Here is a 19,929-nt window from a genome sequence, read left to right on the forward strand (position 1 = left end):
ATTCTCCCATGAAAATCGTCCTCGCATATTCCGGCGGACTCGACACGTCCGTCATCGTCAAATGGCTCAAGGAAACCTATGACGCCGACATCATCACCTTCGCGGCCGACATCGGCCAGGAGGAAGAACTCAAGGGCTTGGACAAAAAAGCCAAAAAGACCGGCGCCTCGAAACACTACACGCTCGACCTCGTCGAGGAATTCGCGCGCGACTACATCTACCCGATGATCCGCGCCAACGCCGTTTACGAAAACCAGTATTACCTCGGCACCTCCATCGCGCGCCCCCTCATCGCCAAGGCGCAGGTCGCCATCGCCCGCAAGGAAAAAGCCGACACCGTCGCGCACGGCGCCACCGGCAAGGGCAACGACCAGTGCCGCTTCGAGCTCACCTACATGGCGCTCGCGCCCGACCTGCAAATCATCGCCCCGTGGAAAATGGACGAATACCGCGATCTCTTCCCCGGCCGCGCCGAGATGATCGCCTACTGCAAAAAGCACAACATCCCCGTCGAAGCCTCGCTCAAAAAACCGTATTCGATGGACCGCAACCTGCTCCACATTTCCTACGAGGCCGGCATTCTCGAAGACCCCTGGTTCGACCCCACGACCAAGGCCAACAAGGACATGTTCAAGCTCTCCGTCTCGCCCGAGGACGCGCCCGACAAACCCGAATACGTCGAACTCGAATTCGTGAAAGGCGATTGCGTCGCCATCAACGGCAAAAAACTCACGCCCGGCAAAGTGCTCAAGGCGCTCAACAAACTCGGCGGCAAGCACGGCATCGGACGCGTTGACCTCGTTGAAAACCGTTTCGTCGGCATGAAGAGCCGCGGCGTTTACGAAACCCCCGGCGGCACGATCCTCATGCACGCGCACAAGCAAATCGAAAGCCTCACCCTCGACCGCGAAGTCGAGCACCTGCGCGACAGCCTCATCCCGAAATACGCCGAGCTCGTTTACAACGGCTTCTGGTTCGCGCCCGAGCGCGAGGCGCTCCAGGCGCTCGTCGACCAAAGCCAGAAATTCGTGACCGGCACCGTGCGCCTGAAACTCTACAAAGGCAACATCATCACCTGCGGCCGCAAGTCGAAGTATTCGCTCTACGACGAAAACATCGCGTCGATGGAAGGCGTGCAAAGCTGGTATAACCAAAACGACGCCACCGGTTTCATCCGCCTGAACGGCCTGCGCCTCCGCGCCCGCAACCTCGCGCAAGGCGGCCCGAAAGTCTGAAACGTCATTTGACGAGAAGCATCCAAAAAGAAATGCGCGGCACACAAAGTCGCGCATTTTTTTTGGTAGGGCGAACCGTCCCGGTGAGCCGCAATTACCATCCGGCTCACCGGGACGGTTCGCCCTACCCTGCCTGACGCTCACGTCCGCTCCACGCGCCGTAAAAGTATCAATCCCGTGCCGATGAAAACCGCGTTCGGCAGCCAGATCAAAATCTCCGGATGCAAGTCGGGCCGCTTGTCGAGCCAGCCGACCGCGACCGACATCACGTAATACACCACAACGAGCAGCATCGCGATGCCGATGTTTGCCGACGACTCCTTGCGCTGCGTGCGGATGCCGAGCGGAATCGCAATGAGCGCGAACGAAAACACCCCGAGCGAAAACGTGAGCTTGTTGTGAATCGTGAGCGTGACCTTCAGCCGGTCGATGTCGGTGGCCTTCGGGTCGTGCGCGAGCTCGGTCCTCCGCTCCAGAAGTTCCGGCAGCGTGAGCCAGTTGAGCTTTTGCCTGAAACCGCGCCTGCCGAGAAAATCGCCGAGCGGAATCTCAACCGCCTGCTCCGTGCCGCCCATTTGCAGGATGTTGTTGTGGTCGGCGCGCTTCTCCGGATCGGCCACCGCGCGCGCCTCGATGTTGCCCTCGAAAGGCAGCACGCGCAGGATTTCCCTGTCCAAATCGAACTCAATGACGGCGGACGCCGCGTGATAAATGTAGGTCGCGCGCTGCTGGTTGTCCAACAGCCACACCCAGAGGTTCTGGTAAGTCTGGCCGTCCTTCTTGTCGAAAAAAATGACCGCTCCCGGAATCTCGCGCATGAAAGTGCGCGGCACAAAAAAGTTCGCCGCCGAATGCCGGAGCGCCTTCTCAAGCTCGACGTGGTAGGACACGCGCGACTTTGGCATGAGATAAAAATTGATGCCGAGCTCAGCGACGACGCCGAACAACGCAATCACAAGAATCGGGCGCGCGATTTGCAAAATGCTACGCCCCGAAGTGCGCATGGCGGTGATCTCGTTGTCCGCCGACATGCGCCCGAGCACGAGCAGCACGCCGATGAGCATGCCGATGGGCACGGCGTAGGTGCCCACGTATTGGGCCATGTCCCAGCACAATTTCAGGAAGAGCCCGAAGGGAATGCGCCCGTCGAGCAGATACACGAGCACATCCTTGAGCAAATTGACCGCGCCAAAAATAAATCCTATGAAAACAATCGCCGCCGCCGCCGAGGAAAGGACGGAGCTGGCGATATAACGATGTAGGATTTTGAACATGTGCGTGATTCGAAAAATGCGCGACGCCGCGCGGACTGCCAAGTCTGCTTTCCGCCAATCATGCGTTTTTCAAACCGGCAGGCGTGGCGGCCCGCGCCACTAAAACAACTCCCCTTGCGCGCCGGGTTTTTCGGCGGCGATTCGCTTGGCCTCGTCTCCCAGGAACGCGCCGTAGCGTTCGAGCCAGTCGTCGAGTTTGTCGTTGTAATACACGGGATCATACGGCGCGAGCCCGGCGTCGTGGGCGCCGAGCGGGCGGGCGCGCTGCCAGTCCGCCGTTTTGCCCTTTTCCCTTGCGGTGATGTAGTAGCTGACGCGCTCGCCCATGCGCGGCCGTGGCGTCATCTGCAACGCCACCTCGGCGGTCGCGCGACGCGGCTTGCCGCCCTCGGCGATGAAGCGCTCGTAGGTCTCGGGGTTCTGCGAGAGGATTTCCGACTTCGCGAGCTCGGCCACCGGCATTTCGCATTTGCCGATGCGGCTGCGGTAATCCTCGAGGAGCGCGAGCGGCGACTCATCCGTCGCGCCGAGCAGGTAGCGGATGAGTGTGTCGCTGAGTTTTTTGAGATACGGCTCGATGCCGCGCGAGCGAAGCGCGGAACCGCGAATGGTGATTTTGCCGCCGGGGCATTTGTCGATGAGCGCGTAGTTTTTCGACTTGTAGCAAAACATCGCCGCGTAGCTGCCGTCGTGCTCGAGTTCGATGCCCTCGGGAAGCACCGTTTGCGCGCTGGCGAGAAGCGCGGAGGGATCGGTAAAATATTTTTTTGACGAGAGGTAAATGCCGTCGGTGTCGGCCTCGAGGATGTCGCAACCCTCCGCGGCGAGCCTGTCGATGAGCGCCTGCAGGAGTTCGCGCCCGCGGCGAGTCACCTCGGCGGCGAGCGCGCCGTCGCCGAAGCGCGCGCCGGAAAATCCGAGGTAGCCGTAGAAGGAGTTGATCAGGATTTTGAAGCTCGCCTGGCGCGCCTGGTATTCGGCGCGAAGAAGTTCGTCGGCCGTGGTGCGCGCGAGTTGTTTGTATTTCAAGCGATACTCGCGCAGGCGGGCCAGCATCGGAATGAAAACGCCGAGCGTGTCGCCGGCGGGGTTTTGCCCGATGGAAAGAAGCAGGCTCGGGTAGAGCGAGGCGACGTCGAAGTGCAGCACGTTTTTGAACACGCCCTCCTTGAACGAGCGCGTGTAGCCGCCGGCGAAGGCGGACATCTCGACCGGCGCGGGGCACGACTGGCGCGCGTGATAATACTCCTCGAGGAAAAGCAGGTCGATCTTAGTCGTGGTGCCGCGCAGCGCGGCGTCCTGAAGCAGGATCGGAAACGTGCGCGTCTGCTCGAAATACGTGGGCAGGAGCAAATCGGCGAGCCCCTTGGTTTCGCGCAAATCGTCGGCGAGATAGGCGAGAAACGCCTCGCGGTTTTCGCGATACGCGTTGCGAAGTTCCGAGCCCTTGATGTAAGTGCGCGCGCCGGTGGCGTCGGCGTCCTCGGCGGTGATGCCGAAAAAGACCGCGCTGTCCTTGAGACCGTAGCTTGTCATTTCGCGCGTGGTGATGTCGTGCAATTGCACGAGCATGTAGGTGTCTATCACGGCGCGGCCGGGGATGTCGCAACGCGGAAAATCGAGCCAGCGCTCGGCGACTTTCAGGCGCGAGTTGCGAAACGCGGCCTTCTGCCCGAAACGTCCCCACGCGCAGGGGACTTTGTGACGCCGCGCGCGCTGGCGCAGGTAGTCGAGGTCGAACTTGAAAATATTATGCCCCTCGATCGTGTCGGGATCCTCGGCGGCGAGAACCGCGTTGAATTGCTCGAGCAGTTTTTTCTCCGCCGCGGCGGTCGGTTCATCAAGGACAAGAAGCTGGCGTCTCGGCGCGGGCGAATCCGCCGATGTGAACTGGAGCCCGATGGCGAGAACATAGTCGGTCGGATTCGAGGGATCGCTAAACGCGCCCCCGCCGGCGGAATCGGTTTCGATGTCGAGCTGGCAGCGCCGAAGCTGGTGAAACCCAAGGTCGCCAAAAAGACGCTGCCGGGTTTGCAGGAGAAATTGATTTTCAAACGGACGAAGCACATCGGTGCCGACACGCGCGCCCGCCGGTGTTTTTTTGGCGGCGGAAATCAGCGCATCGTAGGCGTCGGGCGTGTCGGCGTGCGCAAGCTGCGTGAAAACGCCCCGTCCCTTGAGCGCCTCGATGCGCGCGCCCTCCGGCGAGTCAATCTCCGCCGAGGTGAGCCATGCGAAAGGATGAAACACGGCGGATTGCCCGGCGCGAGTGCCGTCGGCATTCGCAAGCGAAAGGTGCGCGACGCCGTCGCCGTCGATCCAAAGGCCGCAGATGCTCTGCGCTGAGTTTTGAGCGGAGGGAGTTTGCCCGGACATGGACAACTACATGCGCGAGAACCCCGCGCAGGTCAACGCCGCCGAGCAAGGCATCCCCCACCCTAGCGCGCGGAGATCGGCACGGTCGTGAACGCGCTTATTTTTTTGCGCAGGGGCATGGGGTTGGCCTCTATTTTTAATTGGGTGCCGAGCGGGAACGGGCGGCCGATGCCGATGGCCACGCCTTTTTCGTTGGCGAGATAGGGCTCGGCAAATAACTGGCGCGGGACTCCGCGTGTCTTTTTGCCAACATAGGCGTGATAAATCGCCCATTTCGACTCGCCGGTTGGCGAGGGCACATAACAGGCGTTGCCCGTGCCGACGACTTCATCCGAGGCCTTGAAAATGGGCTTGTCCGCCTTTCGCCAGTGGGCGGGATTCATCGGATCGTCGCCGGTCAATTTCATCAGCCCGATCGCGTAATGCGGCGTCCAATAACCGCTGCCCGCGTAAAAGAGATAGAGCGCGCCGTCGTCGCCATAAACCGGCGTGCCGCCCTCGACCACTTCGGGATACATGCCCGCCTTCCCCGGGCCGGCGCCGCGTTTTTCCCACGCGAGCGTCGGTCGGCAGATGATGGAGGGGTTTCCCGCGATGGTCCAGGGATTGAGCAGGCGGTCGATGCAGATGATTTGGTAGCGGTCGCCGGTGTTTTTGGATTGGGCGTCCCCGACTTCGCTCACCCAGATGGCGTAGAGGTTGCCGTTGTGCTTGAGGATTTTCGCGCCGCCGCACCAGGTTTTGTTGAAGGCGCTGTCTTTTGCGGCGGCTGTCACCCGCGTGGCGGTGTGCGGTTTGCGGGCGCCGGTCGCCTCGCCGTAAGGGCCGAGCGGGGTGCCGGAGAGCGAGCGGAGCACAAACATGCGCTGGCCTTGCGAGGGGCGTCCGCTACCGTCGTTGGCGGAGAGGTAAAGATACCAGCCGGCGTTTTCCGCGCCGACTTCGCTTTCGGAAAAGTGATAGATTTTTGGGGACCAGAGGTTGCGAGACCACGGTTTGCCGGCGGAGGGTTTGTAGATGACAACCGACTTGGCGTGCGCCAGGTCGGGGAGGTTGGCGACTTGCCTCATGTTGAGCTGCGAGCCGCCGGTGGCGGTGCTGTAATAAAAACCGTCGTGAAAAAACACCCACGGATCGGCTCCGTCGATAAGCGGATTGGTGAAGGTGAGCGCGCCGGCGTTGCGTTTGTCGAGCAGGCCCGGCGATGCCGCAAGCGTGGAGGTTTTGCCGCCGCGCAGTTCGCTCGCGCCGGTGACGGCGGTGGCGCTGGTGAAATCGCCGCCGTTGATTGTGAGCGCGTAATTGCCGGCAAACTCCGCGCCGTTGTGGCGCGCGGCCGCGATGCTGGCGTGAAAAACACCGTTGTTAATTGTGACGCGGGCGTCGCCTCGAATCGACGCTTTAGCAAAAGCGCCGAGCACGGCGACGCCGCCGTAAAACGTGCCGCCATTAATCGTCATCTCCGCGTCGCCGGTGTGCCGGCCCGAGCCTGCGGCGCACACCGCGCCGTGAAATTGTCCGCCGTTGATCGTCACACGGAGCGTGCCGGTTGTGGACCCGGCATCCTGGAATGTGCCGCCGGCCACGATGTCCCATCGGCCGCTGTCGATGGTGAGATCGGATCCGTCGGGGCCGCCCGCGCCGACGATACTTGGAAAGCCGCATCCTTCCGACGGCTCGCAGGAAACATCGCCGTCGAACACAACCTTGCGGGCGTTGCAATAGATGCGGCTTGTCCTGGCATCCGGCGCGAAGACGAGGCCGGCAAATGTCGCCGGGCCGTTGATGGAATAACTGCCGCCGATGATCAGCCTGGCGCCGTTTTCCTTCCGGTAATCCCTTCCGTCGTGAACACTGGTGATGGTGATGCGCGCATCGTGCGCGGGTGCGAGGAATTTTTCGCCGAGCCGCGTCGGGCCGCGCACGACGATTGTGCCGCCGTCGAGGAGTTGATCGAAGGCCGCTGAAAACTCGGCGGCGCCGGCGGTCGCGTCCGGACCGCCGACAAAGGCGACACGCTCCGTTTGCGTCGCCGCGAAAACTGAAAGCTGAATGCTGAAAAACAGAATCAGGCGCGCGGGGAGTTTCATGTGATGGGCGGTGCGGTGTGTTCGCGACGTCATTCGACGTGATTCGGCTCAAATCGAGTTGTTTCGATTTGTGTCGAGTTGCGTCGAACGGGCGGGCGCTTACTTTTTCTTGTCTTCGTCGATCAAGGTGACTTCCCGCATTAATTTGTAGCCGAGGATGTCGCGAATTTCCACGCGCCCGGTGAAGGTTTCGGTTTGTTTTTTCGCGTCACCTTCGATGCGACGGGCGATGGGATCTATTTTTTCGCGATAGGTGTCGAGGGCGGCGTAGTTTTTGAGCTGCACCATGGACATCACGTTAAAATCGTCCGGCGACGAGGTCTGGCCGTAGAGGATTTTATAATCCATGATGATGCCCTCCTTCTTCGCCTCATCGAAGACTGCCTTGAAGGTCTTGGAGATGCTTTTGAAGTAGGCGTCGTGCATGCCGTGCTTGAGGCGCACGAGGATGATGTCCCAGACGGGACCCTCGGTGTAGGGAGCGTTGCTTTGGGCCGGCGCCGGGAGTGCGGCAAAGATGGCGACGATTGCGGCGAGAATGAGTTTTTTCATGATGGTGTGTGTTACTGGTTGTTGTCTGAGGAAGGAAGGGGCTGACGGTTGCGGGCGTAGTCCGAGGGGAAGAACGCGCGCGCGGTGACAAGGAGCGCGAGACTGCCGAAAACATAAACGATTCCGAGCATCGAAATGCCGATGTTGAGCGCGTAGGATTGCTTGATCACGCCCAAGATGAGCGGGGCGAGCGAACCGACGCCGAAGGAAAATCCGGCCATCATTCCGGTTGCCGAGGAGTGGTGGCGCGGCGAGGTGACGTCGAAGAGCGACGCGTAAATATTGGAGTCGTAGAGACCGCGGAAGAAACCGAATGCGCCGAGCGTCGCGTAAACGAGCCAGAGGCTGTGCGTCGCGCCCATGAGGTAGAGCGTCGGCACGCACAGCAGGAGCGCCAGACCGGACAGCTCAATGCGGAAGGAGGGACGGTTGCCGACAATCTTGTCCGAGACACGTCCGCCGAGGAGCACGCCGACAAAGGAGAAAATCTGGTAATAAAGCATGCTGAACAAACCGGCTTTCGCGGGCGTGAGACTAAACGGCTCCAACTGCAAATACGTGGGCATCCACGCGAGGCAGCCCATGTTGACAAAGGTCGAGCAGCCCAGCGCGAGCGTCAGCACCAACGCGGTCGGCGTGCGGAACAAGGCGCCGAGGACGGCACTGATTGGCTCGCGCACAACGGCGACGGCCGTTTTGGGCGCGTCTTTCAATCGGGACCACATCAACGCGACGAGGACAACACCCGCGCCGCCGAATATCCAAAAGGAGTGCTTCCATCCGTAATTTCCCGCAATCCAGCCGCCCACCCAGCCGCACGACACCGCGCCGAAATACTGCGCGGTCTGGTAAATCGCGAGCGCCTGCCCGCGCGTCTTGACGTGATACTGGCCGATGAGCGCGGTGGCGGCGGGGAGGAAAAACGCCTCGCCCACGGCGGTCGCCAGGCTGCGCACGACGATGAGCGAAACCAAACCGTTGGTGAAGCCGGTCAGCATCGTCGCAACGCTCCACGCCAGTAGGCTCCACAGAATGATGCGGCGTCGGGAAAAACGGTCGCCGACGAAGCCGGCGATGGGCATCATCACCGCCATCGAGGCGATGAGCACGGTGTTCACCAAGCCCGTCTGGATGTCGCTCAAGCCCAGCGCGTCCTGCACTTGTTTTTGGACGACGCTGTAAAGCTGGCGGTCGGCCTGGTTCATGAAGTAGGCGAGCCAGAGCCAGACAACGATCTCCCATGCAAAGGGGATTTTTCTTTTGGTCATGTTTTTTGGGTTCGGTTAATTTTTTCCGGCCGCGCGCGGGGCGGGGTTTTATTTTTCCGCGGCGAGTTTTTTGTAGAGTTCCGCGTCGTAATCAATGAGGTCGTTGATACCGCGCAGGTGGCTGACGGTCACCCAGGGGAGCCAGGCGCGATGACGGCCCTTGCCGCGCGGAAGGTCGAGCCAGCAGTGTTCCTGCTGCCAGCCGGGGCCGCGCGTGCCGCGCAGGTCGCCGGGGCGTCCGGCCATGACCTTGGTGTTGTGCAGGAGGATGGCGGCGACGTCCATGTAGTGCCGGTCATTGCTTTCGCGGGAAAGGCGGGCGTAGCTTTCAACGTCCCATGTCATGTAGGCGTCCGCCCCGGTGTGGCCGGTGGCGACGAGTTGCATGCCGACGGTGGACTGGCCGATGGGCCAGTGGATCTGACTTTGCTTGGCGTCGGAGGGCATCGGCACGTTCCAGATATACATCCAGGTTTCGGCGATGTCGGCGGCGACGCGGGCGCGGTCGAGCCACTTCGGCTCCTTTGTGAGCGCGTGCAGTGCGAGGTAGCCTTCGAGGGAAATCGTCGCGGCCTCCTTGTCGATGACGTCGGGGTTGTCGCTAGTGCCGCCCGCGAAGCGTCCGCGGTCGTGGCCGGACTGCCACGCGAAGTCGCCGGCCTTCAACGCGGCGTCGAGGTAGGGCTTGTGCTTGGTGATGCGATACAGTTGCGCGTAGAAGGGAACGACGTTGTAGGTGCTGGTCGGGGAGCTGTCTTTCAGGTCGCCGCTGAGCGGCTTCCAGGAGCGCGGGTAACCACCGCCGGCCTGCTCCTGCTTGAGAAGCCAGTCGGCGAATTTGCGCGTCCACGCGAGCCATTCGGGATGCTGCCTGCCGGCGCGTTGTTCGCGTTCGTAGGCGCGCATGAGCGATTTCATGTCGTCGCAAAAGCTGCGGAGATAAATCGAATTTTTTTCAGGGTCGATCGGCTTGTGCGCGGCGACCTCGGAGACGGCGTATTCCCCGGTCGAGAGGACAAAACCCTCGGCGACAGGCGGGTCAACGGGCAGGCGAAGGCTGGTGGCGATGATTTTTTCGGCGGCCTGGCGCAGCGTTTTCGAGCGCTCGGACGCGGGGTCGCGGTCGGCCTCGACGAGCATCATTTCCGCGGAGCCGATGGCGTAGCCGAGGAAGCCGATGATCAACTTCGTCTCGGGATTCGACGGCGGCTTGGGATTGGCCTCGGACGCGGCGAGGAAGCGCACGCCGGCGCGGTCGTCCTTCTCGACGTAGTTTTCCATCAGCATGTCGACAAAGTTGCCGCGCAGGACTTCGAGGGGCTGCGGGTTGATTTTCGGGTTGAGCGTCCGCCAGGCCCAGCGCCAGTTGGCGGCGATGAGGTCGTTGGTGTCGCGCGCGGTCGAGAGGCGGAAGGTGACCTCGTAGCGTTGTGTGAAGCCATCCTTCAACGGGCTGAAACGATAGCGCCAGAGCTGGACGGCGGAGGTTTTGTGCGCCTGGCCTTTCGGGCCGTAAGTGAGCGAGCCCTCGGAGCCGGGATAGGCGTAGCCGATGACGGTGGCGTTGGAGCCTTCCTCGGCGATGATGGCGCCGAAGCGAAAATCTTCGCTGGCGATCGGCTTGTGCGTGAAGCTGAGACCGTCGGCGCAGTTGGTGGCGCCGTCGGGCGCGGAGTCGAGGACGGCGACGCTCGCGCCGTTGGGCAGGCGCGTGGCGAGCAAGGGCGCGGGCAGGCGGTCCTCGCGAATCCAGACGGTGTATTTGCCTTTTTTGTAATAATTGGCGGCGCCGAAGGAGTTGTCGCGCAGGTGGTCGGAGCTGCCGTAAATCGCGCCGGGGACGAACCACTCCATCTCCGGCCACGGGCGCGCGCCGCCGACGCGCATACCGATGACGCTGTTGAAGCCGCCGGGCGCGTTGCCGCGCACGCGCACCTCGCGGCGCAGGCGAACCGTGTCGCCGGAGACGGTCCAGCGGTCGGTGAAGTCAAACTCGACGGCGTTGTGCGGCGTCATCTTGCCGGTGTCGGCGGCGTCCGCGCGCAGTGTTCCCGTGCCCAGCCACTCGCCGCGCCCGGTCTCGCGCAACTGCGCGTAACCGGCGCGCGCGGGAGCGAGGCCTTTCTTGGACGCGCCGTTCCAGAAGGAAACGCGCAGCGGGGCGTTTTGCGTGAGGATTGCGGCCCCGGCCTTGGCGGTGAGCCCGAAGCTGCCGTCCCTGTTTTTGATGACGGAGACGGTGGCATCGGCGGCGGAGGCGGAAAGCGCCGCCAAAAAACAAAGAGCGGGGATGATTATGGATGCTGGTTTCATTGGAATTTGGCGGTCGTTTTTCTGCGGTTGTTGCGGTGCTGGGCTGCGCTCGTCAGTCCAGCGTCAGGACGACCTTGCCGGCGCTGACGCCGTCGCGCAGCAGTGCGTGCGCGGCGTTTGCCTCGGTGATCGGCATGATTTTGTAAATCGTCGGGCGCACCTCGCCCGTCTCGATTTTCGGCCAGACGTCCTTCACGAGGTTCGCGAGGATTTGCGCCTTCACCTCCGGGGTTTTGCTGCGGAGTGTGCTGCCGATGAGGCGGATGTTTTTCATGAACATCGTGCGCAGGTTCACCGGGCTGATGTCGCCCGCGAGCGTTGCGATCATGATCCAGCGGCAGGCGTAGGCGACGTGCGGGAAACACTCGCCGACTTTTTCACCGCCGAGGCAGTCGATTGCCAGGTTGAGCGGACGTCCGGCATCCGCCTCGCGTTTCAAAACGTCGGCGATGTTTTCCTTGGATGTGTCGACAACGACGTCGGCTTTCAGGTGGGTGATTTGGGCTGCCTTTTCCGCGTCGATGACGGTCGTGATAACGCGCAATCCGAAGGCGCGCGCCATCGGGATGATGACGCTCGCCAGGCCGCTCGCGCCGGCGTGCATGAGGAAATTATAACCGGGTTTGCAGCCGCCCTCGATGACGAGATTGAGGTAGGCGGTGGCGTAGGCCTCGGGAAGCGCGGAGGCTTCCGCCAGCGAAAGCCCCTTCGGAACGGGCATGAGCATGGAGTGGTGCACCGCGGCGAACTGGGCGTAGCCGCCGCCGCCGAGAAGCGCGCAAACCTGGTCGCCGACTTTCCAGCCGCCGGGTGTGCCGGCGGGGACTTCGGTGATTTCGCCGGCGATCTCGAGGCCGGGCCAATCGGGCGCGCCTGGGGGCGGCGGGTAGTTGCCCTCAACCTGCATGAGGTCGGCGCGATTGACCGCGGCGGCGCGCACTTTGACGAGCACTTCGCCCTCTTTTAAGATCGGGTCGGCAACATCCGACCACAACAGCTTTTTATCTTTGATGATGATAGCTTTCATGGAAAAAAATTTTCTTTCTCATCCGATCCAGTCGAACCGGGGATTTTGTTTTTTGATAACTTCGGCAAGACGGGCTACCTCCAGCGCGTCGGAATTTTTTATGGGAAACGGAACGCCGTCGCGAATGGCCGCGTGGAGGTGGCGGGCGAGTTCGATTTCAACGTGATCCCACATGTTCACGTCCGGCGTGACGGCGCGGGTTTCCTCAATCCACGGGAGCTTTTCGGCGCCTGCGTGCCAGGGGGCGTCCACGGGAAGGTTGCCCGTGCTCGCAGTTGCATCGTCCCAGCGGAAATCCGGCGCGAGGTAGCGAAGCCGAATCTCCTTTTGCTCTTGTCCGCAAACCAGCGTGCCCCTGTCGCCGTAAATCGCGCAGCACGGCGCGGGCAGCGCGACGGAATTGCTGATTTCGATTTCGACAACAACGCCATTTTCCGACTCGAGCATGATGCGCGCATGGTCGTCGGCATCGCCCGGCGTGAGCACGCGCCGCAAATAACTCCACACATTGCGCACCGGCGAGCCGGCGAGAAATTGCAACGCGTGATCGAGCAAATGCGGCCCCCAAACACTGAGCTGTCCGCCGCCGCAATCGAGCCGCATTTGCCAGTCGGTGCGACGCATGAAGGTGTGGTGCTTGGCGAGTTTCACCGCGTAAACATTTCCCAAGATTCCATCGCGGACGATTTCGAGCGCGTTTTGAAACGCCGGCTCAAAGCGGTGGTTGTGTCCGCAATAAAGTTTGCCGGGATACTCGCGGACGAGCCGTTGCAAAATCGCGTAGTCCCGCGCGGTGACGCCAATCGGTTTTTCCAGCAAAACCATTTTGCCGGCGGCGAGCGCCTGCTCGGCATGGCGCGCGTGGTCGAGCGAAAGCGTGGCGATGATCGCCAGCTCCATGTCCGGATCGGCGATAAAATTCGCAAAATCCGTGCAAGGTTTTCCGTGATACTTCGCGGCGGTTTCGCGCGCGCGATTTTCGTCGATGTCGCAAAACGCAACGGGTTGATACCGTTCCCGGTTTTCGGAGAAAAACCGGCAGTGTTGCGCGCCGATGCGGCCAAGGCCGCAGACGCCAAACTTGATGGGTGCCGACGATGCCTTCATTGCGCGACTGGCGTGGTTTGAGGTTTACCAACGGTGTAACCGGAGGCGGCGAGCAGGACTTCCTGCACGAGGCAGTCGTGGTTGCCGTTGAGGAGGATGTCGGGTGAGGCCGGGGCCTTTGTTTCGCCGCGGATGGTTTGCGCGAATTCGAGCAACTGATCCTCGTAGCGGTCGCGGACGGGGCCGAAGTCGAGCGTGTGCGCGCCGGCCTCGCGCTCCTCGTTGCCATCGAGCAGGACAAGGCTCATTTGCAGCGGCTGCCCGTCGAAGCGTTCCAGCGGGCAGAGCTCGACGGAGCCCTTGGTGCCGCAGATTTTCAAGCGGCGTCGCTCAAGGCCGCCCACCTCGCGGCTGCAGGCGCGGAGCGTGACGGTGGCGTTCGGGTAATCCAAAATCGAGACGCAGTTGTTGTGAATGCCGGGCTTGTCGCCGGGCGCGGTTTTTATGAGGGGGAAAACACCCGACGGGCGTCCGAGCAGCGAGACAACGAAATCCACCAAGTGGCAGCCGAGATTGAACATGAGGCCGCCCTGGAACTTCCCGATGTAATCCTCGTAGGACTCGTTGCCGTAGTTGTGGCTCATGCTTGCCTGAACCTCGAAGATTTCGCCGAGCCAGCCGCGTTTCGTCGCGTCGAGAATCCAGCGCATCGCGGGGTTGCCGCGAAACATGTAGCCCATCTGGAACGCGAGACCGCGCGCCTCGTAATCGCGCCGCAGCCGCGCGAAGGGGGCCATCTCGTCGCTGCCGGGCTTGTCCATGTGGATCGGGAGATTGTGCGCAAGGCAGCGATTCGCCGCCGGCACCAGCTCGGAGTTGGGAACCTCGACCGCAACGGCGTCCAGGCCGGGCATCGCAAAAAGCTCATCCTCGGTCAGGCGCGGCAGGCCCTCGTAGGCGGATTCCTCCTTGTCCCAATGGATGTAGTTCGCCGCGCGCGTCGTGGCGCGGTCGTCAACGACGCCGACGATTTCAAATGCGTCCGGCCGCAGGCGCAACGAGCGCATCTTGCCCGCGGCGTGCTCATGGCTCACGCCGAGCTGCGCGATCTTGATCGGTTTCATTTGAGCAACCTCCAGTCGAAGACCGCGCCGATGGGGAAGTCTTGCGGGGTTTGCGCGAGCGACGTGTAAACGGCGGGCGCCTCGAGCGGCGAATGGACGGCGGAGAGAATTTTCGCCATGTCAATCCGCCCGTCGGACATGAAGTTGTGGACGGCGCGTGCGTCGTCACGCCAAGTCCACGCGTGCGGGCGCGACTCCTGTTCGGGGCGCGCTTGCGTGTGCGCGCCGATAAGCTCCACGCCAGGACGGTGCACCTCCTGGTAAAAATCAATCGCCGCGTCCGAAACGCGCGTGCAGCCGAGCAACGCGACGCGACCGAATCTCGCGGCAAATCCGAGCGACTGCTTCAGCGCGACGGATTGCCCCGTCACCTCAATGATCGCGTTCACGCCGCCGCGCGCCGCCGCGCGGACTTTTTCAATATAATCCGCGTCCGCGGGGTTAAACACATGATGCGCGCCGAGCGACAGCGCGAGCTTCCGGCGAGCCTCGCTCAAATCCGACGCGATGCACGGCGCGGCACCGGCGACGCGGCACAGCGCGACCGCGAACACGCCGAGGATTCCCAAGCCGACGACCGCGGCGCTCTCGCCGATTTCGAGCCGCGTCTTGCGCAAGCCGCCGAGCGAAAACCCGCCGATCACGCCGAACACCGCGTGCTCGGAGGGCAGCGCGTCGTCGTCGATTTTCACGAGGTTGTTTTCGGAAATGTAATTAAAACTCGAATGGCAGCTCCCCCAATGCGTCAGCACGCGGTCGCCGGCCTTCACGCCGCGGACATTTTTTCCGACCTCGGCGACGCGCCCCACCCCGCTGTAGCCGAGGCGTTTTGGGAATTGTCCGGGCGCCGCGCCGGGACCGCCGAGGTTTGGCAAATCCATCAAATTGGCGCGCTCTGTGCCCGCGCTGATGGCGGAGATTTCGTTTTCAACGAGCGCCTCGTCATCGGCGATGCCGCGCAGCGGCTCGTCGGTCAGCTCCGCCTTTCCTGCGGAAACAAACTGGATGATTTTTCGTTTCATGAGATTTTGCCTTTGGGTGTAAGTTTAGGGACGAAGTGGGTAGGAGAGGTTTTGCGGGAATTGCGACGGGCGCGAATTCTTCAACGCCGGACATCTTAGCAGAAATGTTTTCACCACCGTCATTGAAAATGATTTTTGTTTTTTGAGTTTTTGAAAAATATTCCAAAAATCCCGTTTTATTTTCACAAAACGAGAAAACAACGTCATCCTGGGAGCGCGGGCATCCTGCCCGCAAGACGGCGCGGCACACCGCGCCGCACAGCACAAGCCGCAAAACCTGCGGGCAGGATGCCCGCGCTCCCGGGTGTCATTCCATTCGGTTATAGCGGAGCTGCCCCAGGCAGTCCGCACCACGCCGGCATACGCGCTATTTTCTTTTTGACGTCACCTGCGGTGTTTGCGGCAGGGCCACGCTTTCGCGCTTGATCAAACCATACGGCAAAATCGTGTGGGCCTGAGGCCGTTCCCCGTCCAGGCACGCTTCGATGACATCGGCGGTGGACGCGGCCATCGCCGCATAGTCGGGCGAAATCGTCGTCAGCGGAGGAACCGTGTAGTTGGAAAATGCCGTCTGCTCCGAGGCGATGAGCGAGATGTCATCCGGCACCCGGCGTTCGTAAAGCGAGAAGGCATAATACGCCATGACCCCGGCGTTGCCCCCCGGGCAAAACAGGGCGTCCACACCGCGCTTCAGGAGCTTCCCGATCAACTCCACATACCGTTCGGAGCCCGGGCCGGAAAACATGACCAGCGAGTCGTCGCAAGGGAACTTTCGCGCGTTCAGCGCGCGAATGATGGCGGCGTGCCGCAGGTCGGCGTTGCCCGTGCCCGGATCGCCATGGACGATGCAGCCGATCTTGCGGCAACCGCGTTCGTGGAGATGCGAGATCGCGATCTTCATGCCCTGCGCCTCGTCCGAGCGAACGTAAAACACATGGGACGGATTGGATTTCCCGTCGCGATCCATGATGACCAGCGGAACGGGAAACCGGTCGGGCCAGTCGGCAAAGTCGGCGGGCTCGGCGCCGATGGCGACCGCGGCGCAAAACTGCATGTCCTCAAGACGGTCGCGATTGTTGACGGGCAGTATTTCCAGGCGAAAGCCGCGCCGCGGCATCTCCTGCGTGAGCGCCATCAGAATCATGTCCACGCAACTCTGCACCGGCCACACCGCGTTGTAGGGAGTGATGATGACCACGTTCTTTTGCTTGAGTGAAAGCCGGGGGTGGTAACCGTGCTCGCGCGCCGCGGCAAACACGCGCTTGCGCAAGTCGGGCCGGATGTTCGGGTGGTGGTTGAACACCCGCGAAATGGTCGCAATCGACACTCCCGTGAGGCGCGCGAATTCCTGAATCTTTATCATGGAGGGCTTGTTCATGGTTTGAAAATAGGGGGTATTTTTCTAAAAATTTTCCAAAGTTTCAAAAAACAAAATCAATTTTCAATGATAATATTGAAATCTTTCTGATAGAATGCCGAGCATGAAACCTCCCGCCCGTCGCCCCTCCCCGCGCATGCTCCCGCTGTCACCGCTCCCCGCGCTCGCCCTGTTTTTCGCACTCGTCGCCATGCCGTTTTCGCAGGCGCAGACCGCGGCGAATGCCGGCACCGTCACCGGGCGGGTGTTCAACCCCGCGACCGAGGAATACGTGCGGGACGCGCAAATCCGCGCCGTGGCAACCGGAGAAACCGTTTTCACCGCAGCCGGCGGCTTTTATCAAATCTCCGGCCTGCCCGCCGGAGAAGTCGCGCTCGTGCTCAGCTACGCCGGCTTGCCCGACATCACGCGCACCGTCACCGTTGCCGCCGGCGCCACCGCCACGCTTGATTTCGACCTGCCCGTCGCCAGGCCCGCCACCACCGGCGGCGACGACGACGTGGTCCAGTTGGAAAAATTTACCGTCACCTCCGAGCGCGAAGGCCAGGCCAAGGTCATCATGCGGCAGCGCGCCTCAATGGACATCGGCCAGTCCATCTCGTCCGACCTTTTCGGCAGCGACCCCGAGGGCAACATCGGCGAGTTCCTCCGCAACGTCCCCGGCATCTTCGTCAACTCCGTTTCCGGCGAAGCCTCCAACGTCAGCATCGGCGGGCTTCCCGCCGAATACACCAACGTCACCGTGGACGGCATGGCCGCCGGCGCCGCCAATCCCCCGGCGGCGATTTTAACGCCGTCACGCGCGCGCCCTCCTTCGAGTTGATTTCGCTCAACAGCATGGAGTCGATCGACATCTCGCGCACCATCAGCGCGGATGTGGACGCCAGCGCCCCCGCCGGCACCATCAACCTCCGCAGCAAGACCGCATTCGACCGTCGCGGCACCCGCTTCGCCGCCCGCCTGGTCGTCAACGCGCACTCCTCCGCGCTCACCCTCGACAAGACGCTCGGCCCCGACGACGACCGCGGCTCGCTCAAGGTCCGCCCCGGTTTCCTCGCCGAGTTCTCCACCGCGGTGCGCAACAAATACGGCCTCATTATCAATATCAGCGAAAGCAACATCTACTCGGTCACACACCGCACCGGCCTCGTCACCGACTATGTCCCCACCGCCGCCGACCCGCGCCCGCAGTTGCCAAACAACTTCTATTTTCAGGAGCAGCCGCGAATGAACCACCGCTTCGCCGCCACCATCCGCGGCGACTGGCGCGTCACTCCCCGCCTCACGCTTGGCGCAACCATCAACTACAACAAGACCGACACCTGGAGCACGCTGCGCAAGGTCGCATTCAGCGCCGGCCTCGGAACCAACCGCGCCTCATCGCTCAACGTCATCGGCAACGCGCCGATGTATTCCTTCGAGACCACCGGCACCACCGCCTACGCCCAAGCCGAGCAACGCGCTTCCGTCCTGAACAGCCGCTACTTCGCGCCGCAAGTCCGCCTCGAATACAAACTCCGCGACCTCACCCTCGACGCCACGGTCGCCTACTCCGACTCGAAAAGCGTCAGTGACGGTTACGGTCAAAAAGGAGCCGCCTACTTCGCCCGTGCCAACGCCAGGGGCATCAACTTCCGCTCCACCCGCACTCCCGGCGCCGCCACATCCGACTTCACCGTCACCCAGCTCTCCGGCGGGGACATCTCCACCGGCGCCTCCTTTAACAGGGACACCACCCTCTTTGTGGAGGACGGCCGAAAAAACACCCGCAAGGATTTCACCGCCCAGGCCAACGCCTCGGCGATCACCCGCTGGCTCCTGCCAATCCACTGGAAGGCCGGCCTGAAAAGCCACCAGCAAAAGCGCACATTCGACCAACCGTATTGGCTGAAGCGAATCGCCTACACCGATACCTCCGCCGCCAATATCTCCGCCCAAAACGCCTCTTTCAAAAGCGCCCGCGACTTCGACTTCGGCGATCTTGGGGGCTCCATCATCACGCCCTCCGGCGGCACCGTTTTTATGTTCGATCCCGCCGCCATAGCCAGGGTTTGGGATGAGGACCAGACTCGCGACGCCGCCGACAGAATCTTCCGCCCCGCCCCCACCGTCGCCGACTACTACAATACCAACGTCCTTTATCACCGTAACTTTCGCGAACGCATAGACGCCGGCTACCTTATGGGCACCACCACATTCCTCGACAAGCGCCTCACCGTGCGCGCCGGCATCCGTTACGAGGACACCAACGTCAAAATCCACGAGCCCAACCCGCGATCCGCCCGCGAAGTCGAGAAAGAGGGCCACACAATCGGCGCCAGCACAGGCTACGCCACCACCACCGAGGGCATCAACTACCAGTTCTTCTCCCTCCCCCAAGCCACCCGCAAATATGATTACGACAATTTCTTCCCCAGCGCGTCGCTGAAATATCTTATCCGCCCGAACCTTGTTTTCCAACTGGGCTACGGCGCGACCATCCGCCGCCCCAACTACGACGACCTCATCGGCGTCATCAACGTCATGAGCAGCCAGAATCGCATCAGCATCCCCAATATCAATCTGCGTCCTGAAAAAGCCAAAACCTTCTCCGCCCGCCTCGCCTGGTATTTAAAGAGAGCCGGCCAGCTCTCCGTCGCCGTTTACCAAAACAACATCGACAGCAAAATCCAAAATGAGGAGGTGCCCGTCGAAAGCTACGACGACGTTCTGGCGGACCAATATCCCGGCTACAACGTATCCACCCGCTTCAACAGCGGCGGCCAGGTGACCACCCGCAGCATGGAGCTTTCCTGGAGCCAAAACCTCGGCTTGATCACCCCCGTTCTCCGTCCCGTCAGTCTCCGCGCCAACTACACGCGCACCTACGCAGACACCATTGTCTCAAACCTCGTCCCCCACACCATCAACGCCGGCATCAGCTACTCCTGGCGCGCGTGGAGTTTCAACGTCAACTGCAACTGGAGCGACGACTTCCCCATCGTCGCCAACGGGGAGAGAATCCGCCGCCATCGCGCCCAGACCGACATCAGCGGCGACTGGCGCATCAGCCCGCGCTACACCATCTCCTTCAGCGTTCGCAACGTCTTCGACGCACGCTACGTCTGGCAGGAAAAAAGAGGCGACAACCCGCTCACCCTGTATCTGACCGACCGCACCGGCTCCGTCATCAGCCTCTCCGTGAAAGGCCAGTGGTAATCTAACTCCGTCAGCCCCGCACCGG

Annotated in this window: 14 protein-coding genes; 3 read left to right on the top strand and 11 right to left on the bottom strand. The window is 61.9% G+C overall.

The features are described from left to right. The first annotated feature begins 8 nt into the window (after nt 1-8). The gene (locus CKA38_RS14415) at nt 9-1,235 is read left to right on the top strand and encodes an argininosuccinate synthase (RefSeq protein ID WP_108826189.1); all 1,227 of its coding nucleotides are present in this window, start codon (nt 9-11) and stop codon (nt 1,233-1,235) included. Nucleotides 1,236-1,375: 140 nt separating this feature from the next. Here CKA38_RS14415 and CKA38_RS14420 read toward each other — a convergent pair whose 3' ends face one another. The 11 genes from CKA38_RS14420 to CKA38_RS14470 all read right to left on the bottom strand — a co-directional run bounded on the left by CKA38_RS14420 (nt 1,376) and on the right by CKA38_RS14470 (nt 16,706). Further along, on the bottom strand, nt 1,376-2,509 hold the full coding sequence (locus CKA38_RS14420) for an LptF/LptG family permease (protein ID WP_108826190.1): 1,134 nt from the start codon (nt 2,507-2,509) through the stop codon (nt 1,376-1,378). Between the two features lie 99 nt (nt 2,510-2,608). Next, nucleotides 2,609-4,885, bottom strand: coding sequence for a DNA polymerase domain-containing protein (locus CKA38_RS14425; RefSeq protein WP_108826191.1), 2,277 nt, complete (start codon nt 4,883-4,885; stop codon nt 2,609-2,611). Nucleotides 4,886-4,947: 62 nt separating this feature from the next. Beyond that, a complete protein-coding gene (locus CKA38_RS14430; protein WP_161554939.1) occupies nt 4,948-6,975 on the bottom strand; it encodes a family 43 glycosylhydrolase in 2,028 nt (675 codons plus the stop codon). A 99-nt stretch (nt 6,976-7,074) separates the two neighbouring features. Continuing rightward, on the bottom strand, nt 7,075-7,527 hold the full coding sequence (locus tag CKA38_RS14435; RefSeq protein WP_108826193.1) for a hypothetical protein: 453 nt from the start codon (nt 7,525-7,527) through the stop codon (nt 7,075-7,077). A gap of 11 nt (nt 7,528-7,538) precedes the next feature. Then, on the bottom strand, nt 7,539-8,795 hold the full coding sequence (locus tag CKA38_RS14440) for an MFS transporter (protein WP_108826194.1): 1,257 nt from the start codon (nt 8,793-8,795) through the stop codon (nt 7,539-7,541). 48 nt (nt 8,796-8,843) lie between these two features. Further along, complete coding sequence (locus CKA38_RS14445) at nt 8,844-11,108, bottom strand: glycoside hydrolase family 76 protein (RefSeq protein WP_108826195.1); 2,265 nt, start codon at nt 11,106-11,108, stop codon at nt 8,844-8,846. Between the two features lie 52 nt (nt 11,109-11,160). Continuing rightward, nucleotides 11,161-12,135 carry an NAD(P)H-quinone oxidoreductase gene (locus CKA38_RS14450; RefSeq protein WP_108826196.1) on the bottom strand — a complete coding sequence of 325 codons (975 nt, stop codon included), beginning with the start codon at nt 12,133-12,135 and terminating at the stop codon, nt 11,161-11,163. An 18-nt stretch (nt 12,136-12,153) separates the two neighbouring features. Beyond that, on the bottom strand, nt 12,154-13,242 hold the full coding sequence (locus CKA38_RS14455) for a Gfo/Idh/MocA family protein (RefSeq protein WP_108826197.1): 1,089 nt from the start codon (nt 13,240-13,242) through the stop codon (nt 12,154-12,156). Continuing rightward, entirely contained in the window at nt 13,239-14,306 is a 1,068-nt protein-coding gene (locus CKA38_RS14460) for a Gfo/Idh/MocA family protein (protein ID WP_108826198.1), read from the bottom strand. Before CKA38_RS14460 ends, CKA38_RS14455 begins: the two co-directional genes overlap by 4 nt. Beyond that, entirely contained in the window at nt 14,303-15,328 is a 1,026-nt protein-coding gene (locus CKA38_RS14465) for a zinc-dependent alcohol dehydrogenase (RefSeq protein WP_108826199.1), read from the bottom strand. Before CKA38_RS14465 ends, CKA38_RS14460 begins: the two co-directional genes overlap by 4 nt. A 367-nt stretch (nt 15,329-15,695) precedes the next feature. Further along, complete coding sequence (locus tag CKA38_RS14470) at nt 15,696-16,706, bottom strand: LacI family DNA-binding transcriptional regulator (protein ID WP_108826200.1); 1,011 nt, start codon at nt 16,704-16,706, stop codon at nt 15,696-15,698. Nucleotides 16,707-16,809: 103 nt separating this feature from the next. Between CKA38_RS14470 and CKA38_RS14475 the strand changes: the two genes are divergently transcribed. After that, a complete protein-coding gene (locus CKA38_RS14475) occupies nt 16,810-17,529 on the top strand; it encodes a carboxypeptidase-like regulatory domain-containing protein (protein WP_161554940.1) in 720 nt (239 codons plus the stop codon). Continuing rightward, nucleotides 17,526-19,904: a TonB-dependent receptor domain-containing protein gene (locus CKA38_RS14480; RefSeq protein ID WP_108826202.1), complete on the top strand. Its 2,379-nt coding sequence runs from the start codon at nt 17,526-17,528 to the stop codon at nt 19,902-19,904. Before CKA38_RS14475 ends, CKA38_RS14480 begins: the two co-directional genes overlap by 4 nt. Nucleotides 19,905-19,929: the final 25 nt, after the last annotated feature.

It is taken from the genome of Ereboglobus luteus (assembly GCF_003096195.1).
Taxonomy (GTDB): Bacteria; Verrucomicrobiota; Verrucomicrobiia; order Opitutales; family Opitutaceae; genus Ereboglobus; species Ereboglobus luteus.

Excerpts from the sequence above, each read along its gene's own strand:
- CKA38_RS14465 (WP_108826199.1), bottom strand. The coding sequence starts at position 15,328 with ATGAAACGAAAAATCATCCAGTTTGTTTCCGCAGGAAAGGCGGAGCTG.
- CKA38_RS14475 (WP_161554940.1), top strand. The coding sequence starts at position 16,810 with ATGAAACCTCCCGCCCGTCGCCCCTCCCCGCGCATGCTCCCGCTGTCA.
- CKA38_RS14445 (WP_108826195.1), bottom strand. The coding sequence starts at position 11,108 with ATGAAACCAGCATCCATAATCATCCCCGCTCTTTGTTTTTTGGCGGCG.
- CKA38_RS14455 (WP_108826197.1), bottom strand. The coding sequence starts at position 13,242 with ATGAAGGCATCGTCGGCACCCATCAAGTTTGGCGTCTGCGGCCTTGGC.
- CKA38_RS14470 (WP_108826200.1), bottom strand. The coding sequence starts at position 16,706 with ATGAACAAGCCCTCCATGATAAAGATTCAGGAATTCGCGCGCCTCACG.
- CKA38_RS14425 (WP_108826191.1), bottom strand. The coding sequence starts at position 4,885 with ATGTCCGGGCAAACTCCCTCCGCTCAAAACTCAGCGCAGAGCATCTGC.
- CKA38_RS14430 (WP_161554939.1), bottom strand. The coding sequence starts at position 6,975 with ATGAAACTCCCCGCGCGCCTGATTCTGTTTTTCAGCATTCAGCTTTCA.
- CKA38_RS14420 (WP_108826190.1), bottom strand. The coding sequence starts at position 2,509 with ATGTTCAAAATCCTACATCGTTATATCGCCAGCTCCGTCCTTTCCTCG.
- CKA38_RS14435 (WP_108826193.1), bottom strand. The coding sequence starts at position 7,527 with ATGAAAAAACTCATTCTCGCCGCAATCGTCGCCATCTTTGCCGCACTC.
- CKA38_RS14415 (WP_108826189.1), top strand. The coding sequence starts at position 9 with ATGAAAATCGTCCTCGCATATTCCGGCGGACTCGACACGTCCGTCATC.
- CKA38_RS14440 (WP_108826194.1), bottom strand. The coding sequence starts at position 8,795 with ATGACCAAAAGAAAAATCCCCTTTGCATGGGAGATCGTTGTCTGGCTC.
- CKA38_RS14460 (WP_108826198.1), bottom strand. The coding sequence starts at position 14,306 with ATGAAACCGATCAAGATCGCGCAGCTCGGCGTGAGCCATGAGCACGCC.
- CKA38_RS14450 (WP_108826196.1), bottom strand. The coding sequence starts at position 12,135 with ATGAAAGCTATCATCATCAAAGATAAAAAGCTGTTGTGGTCGGATGTT.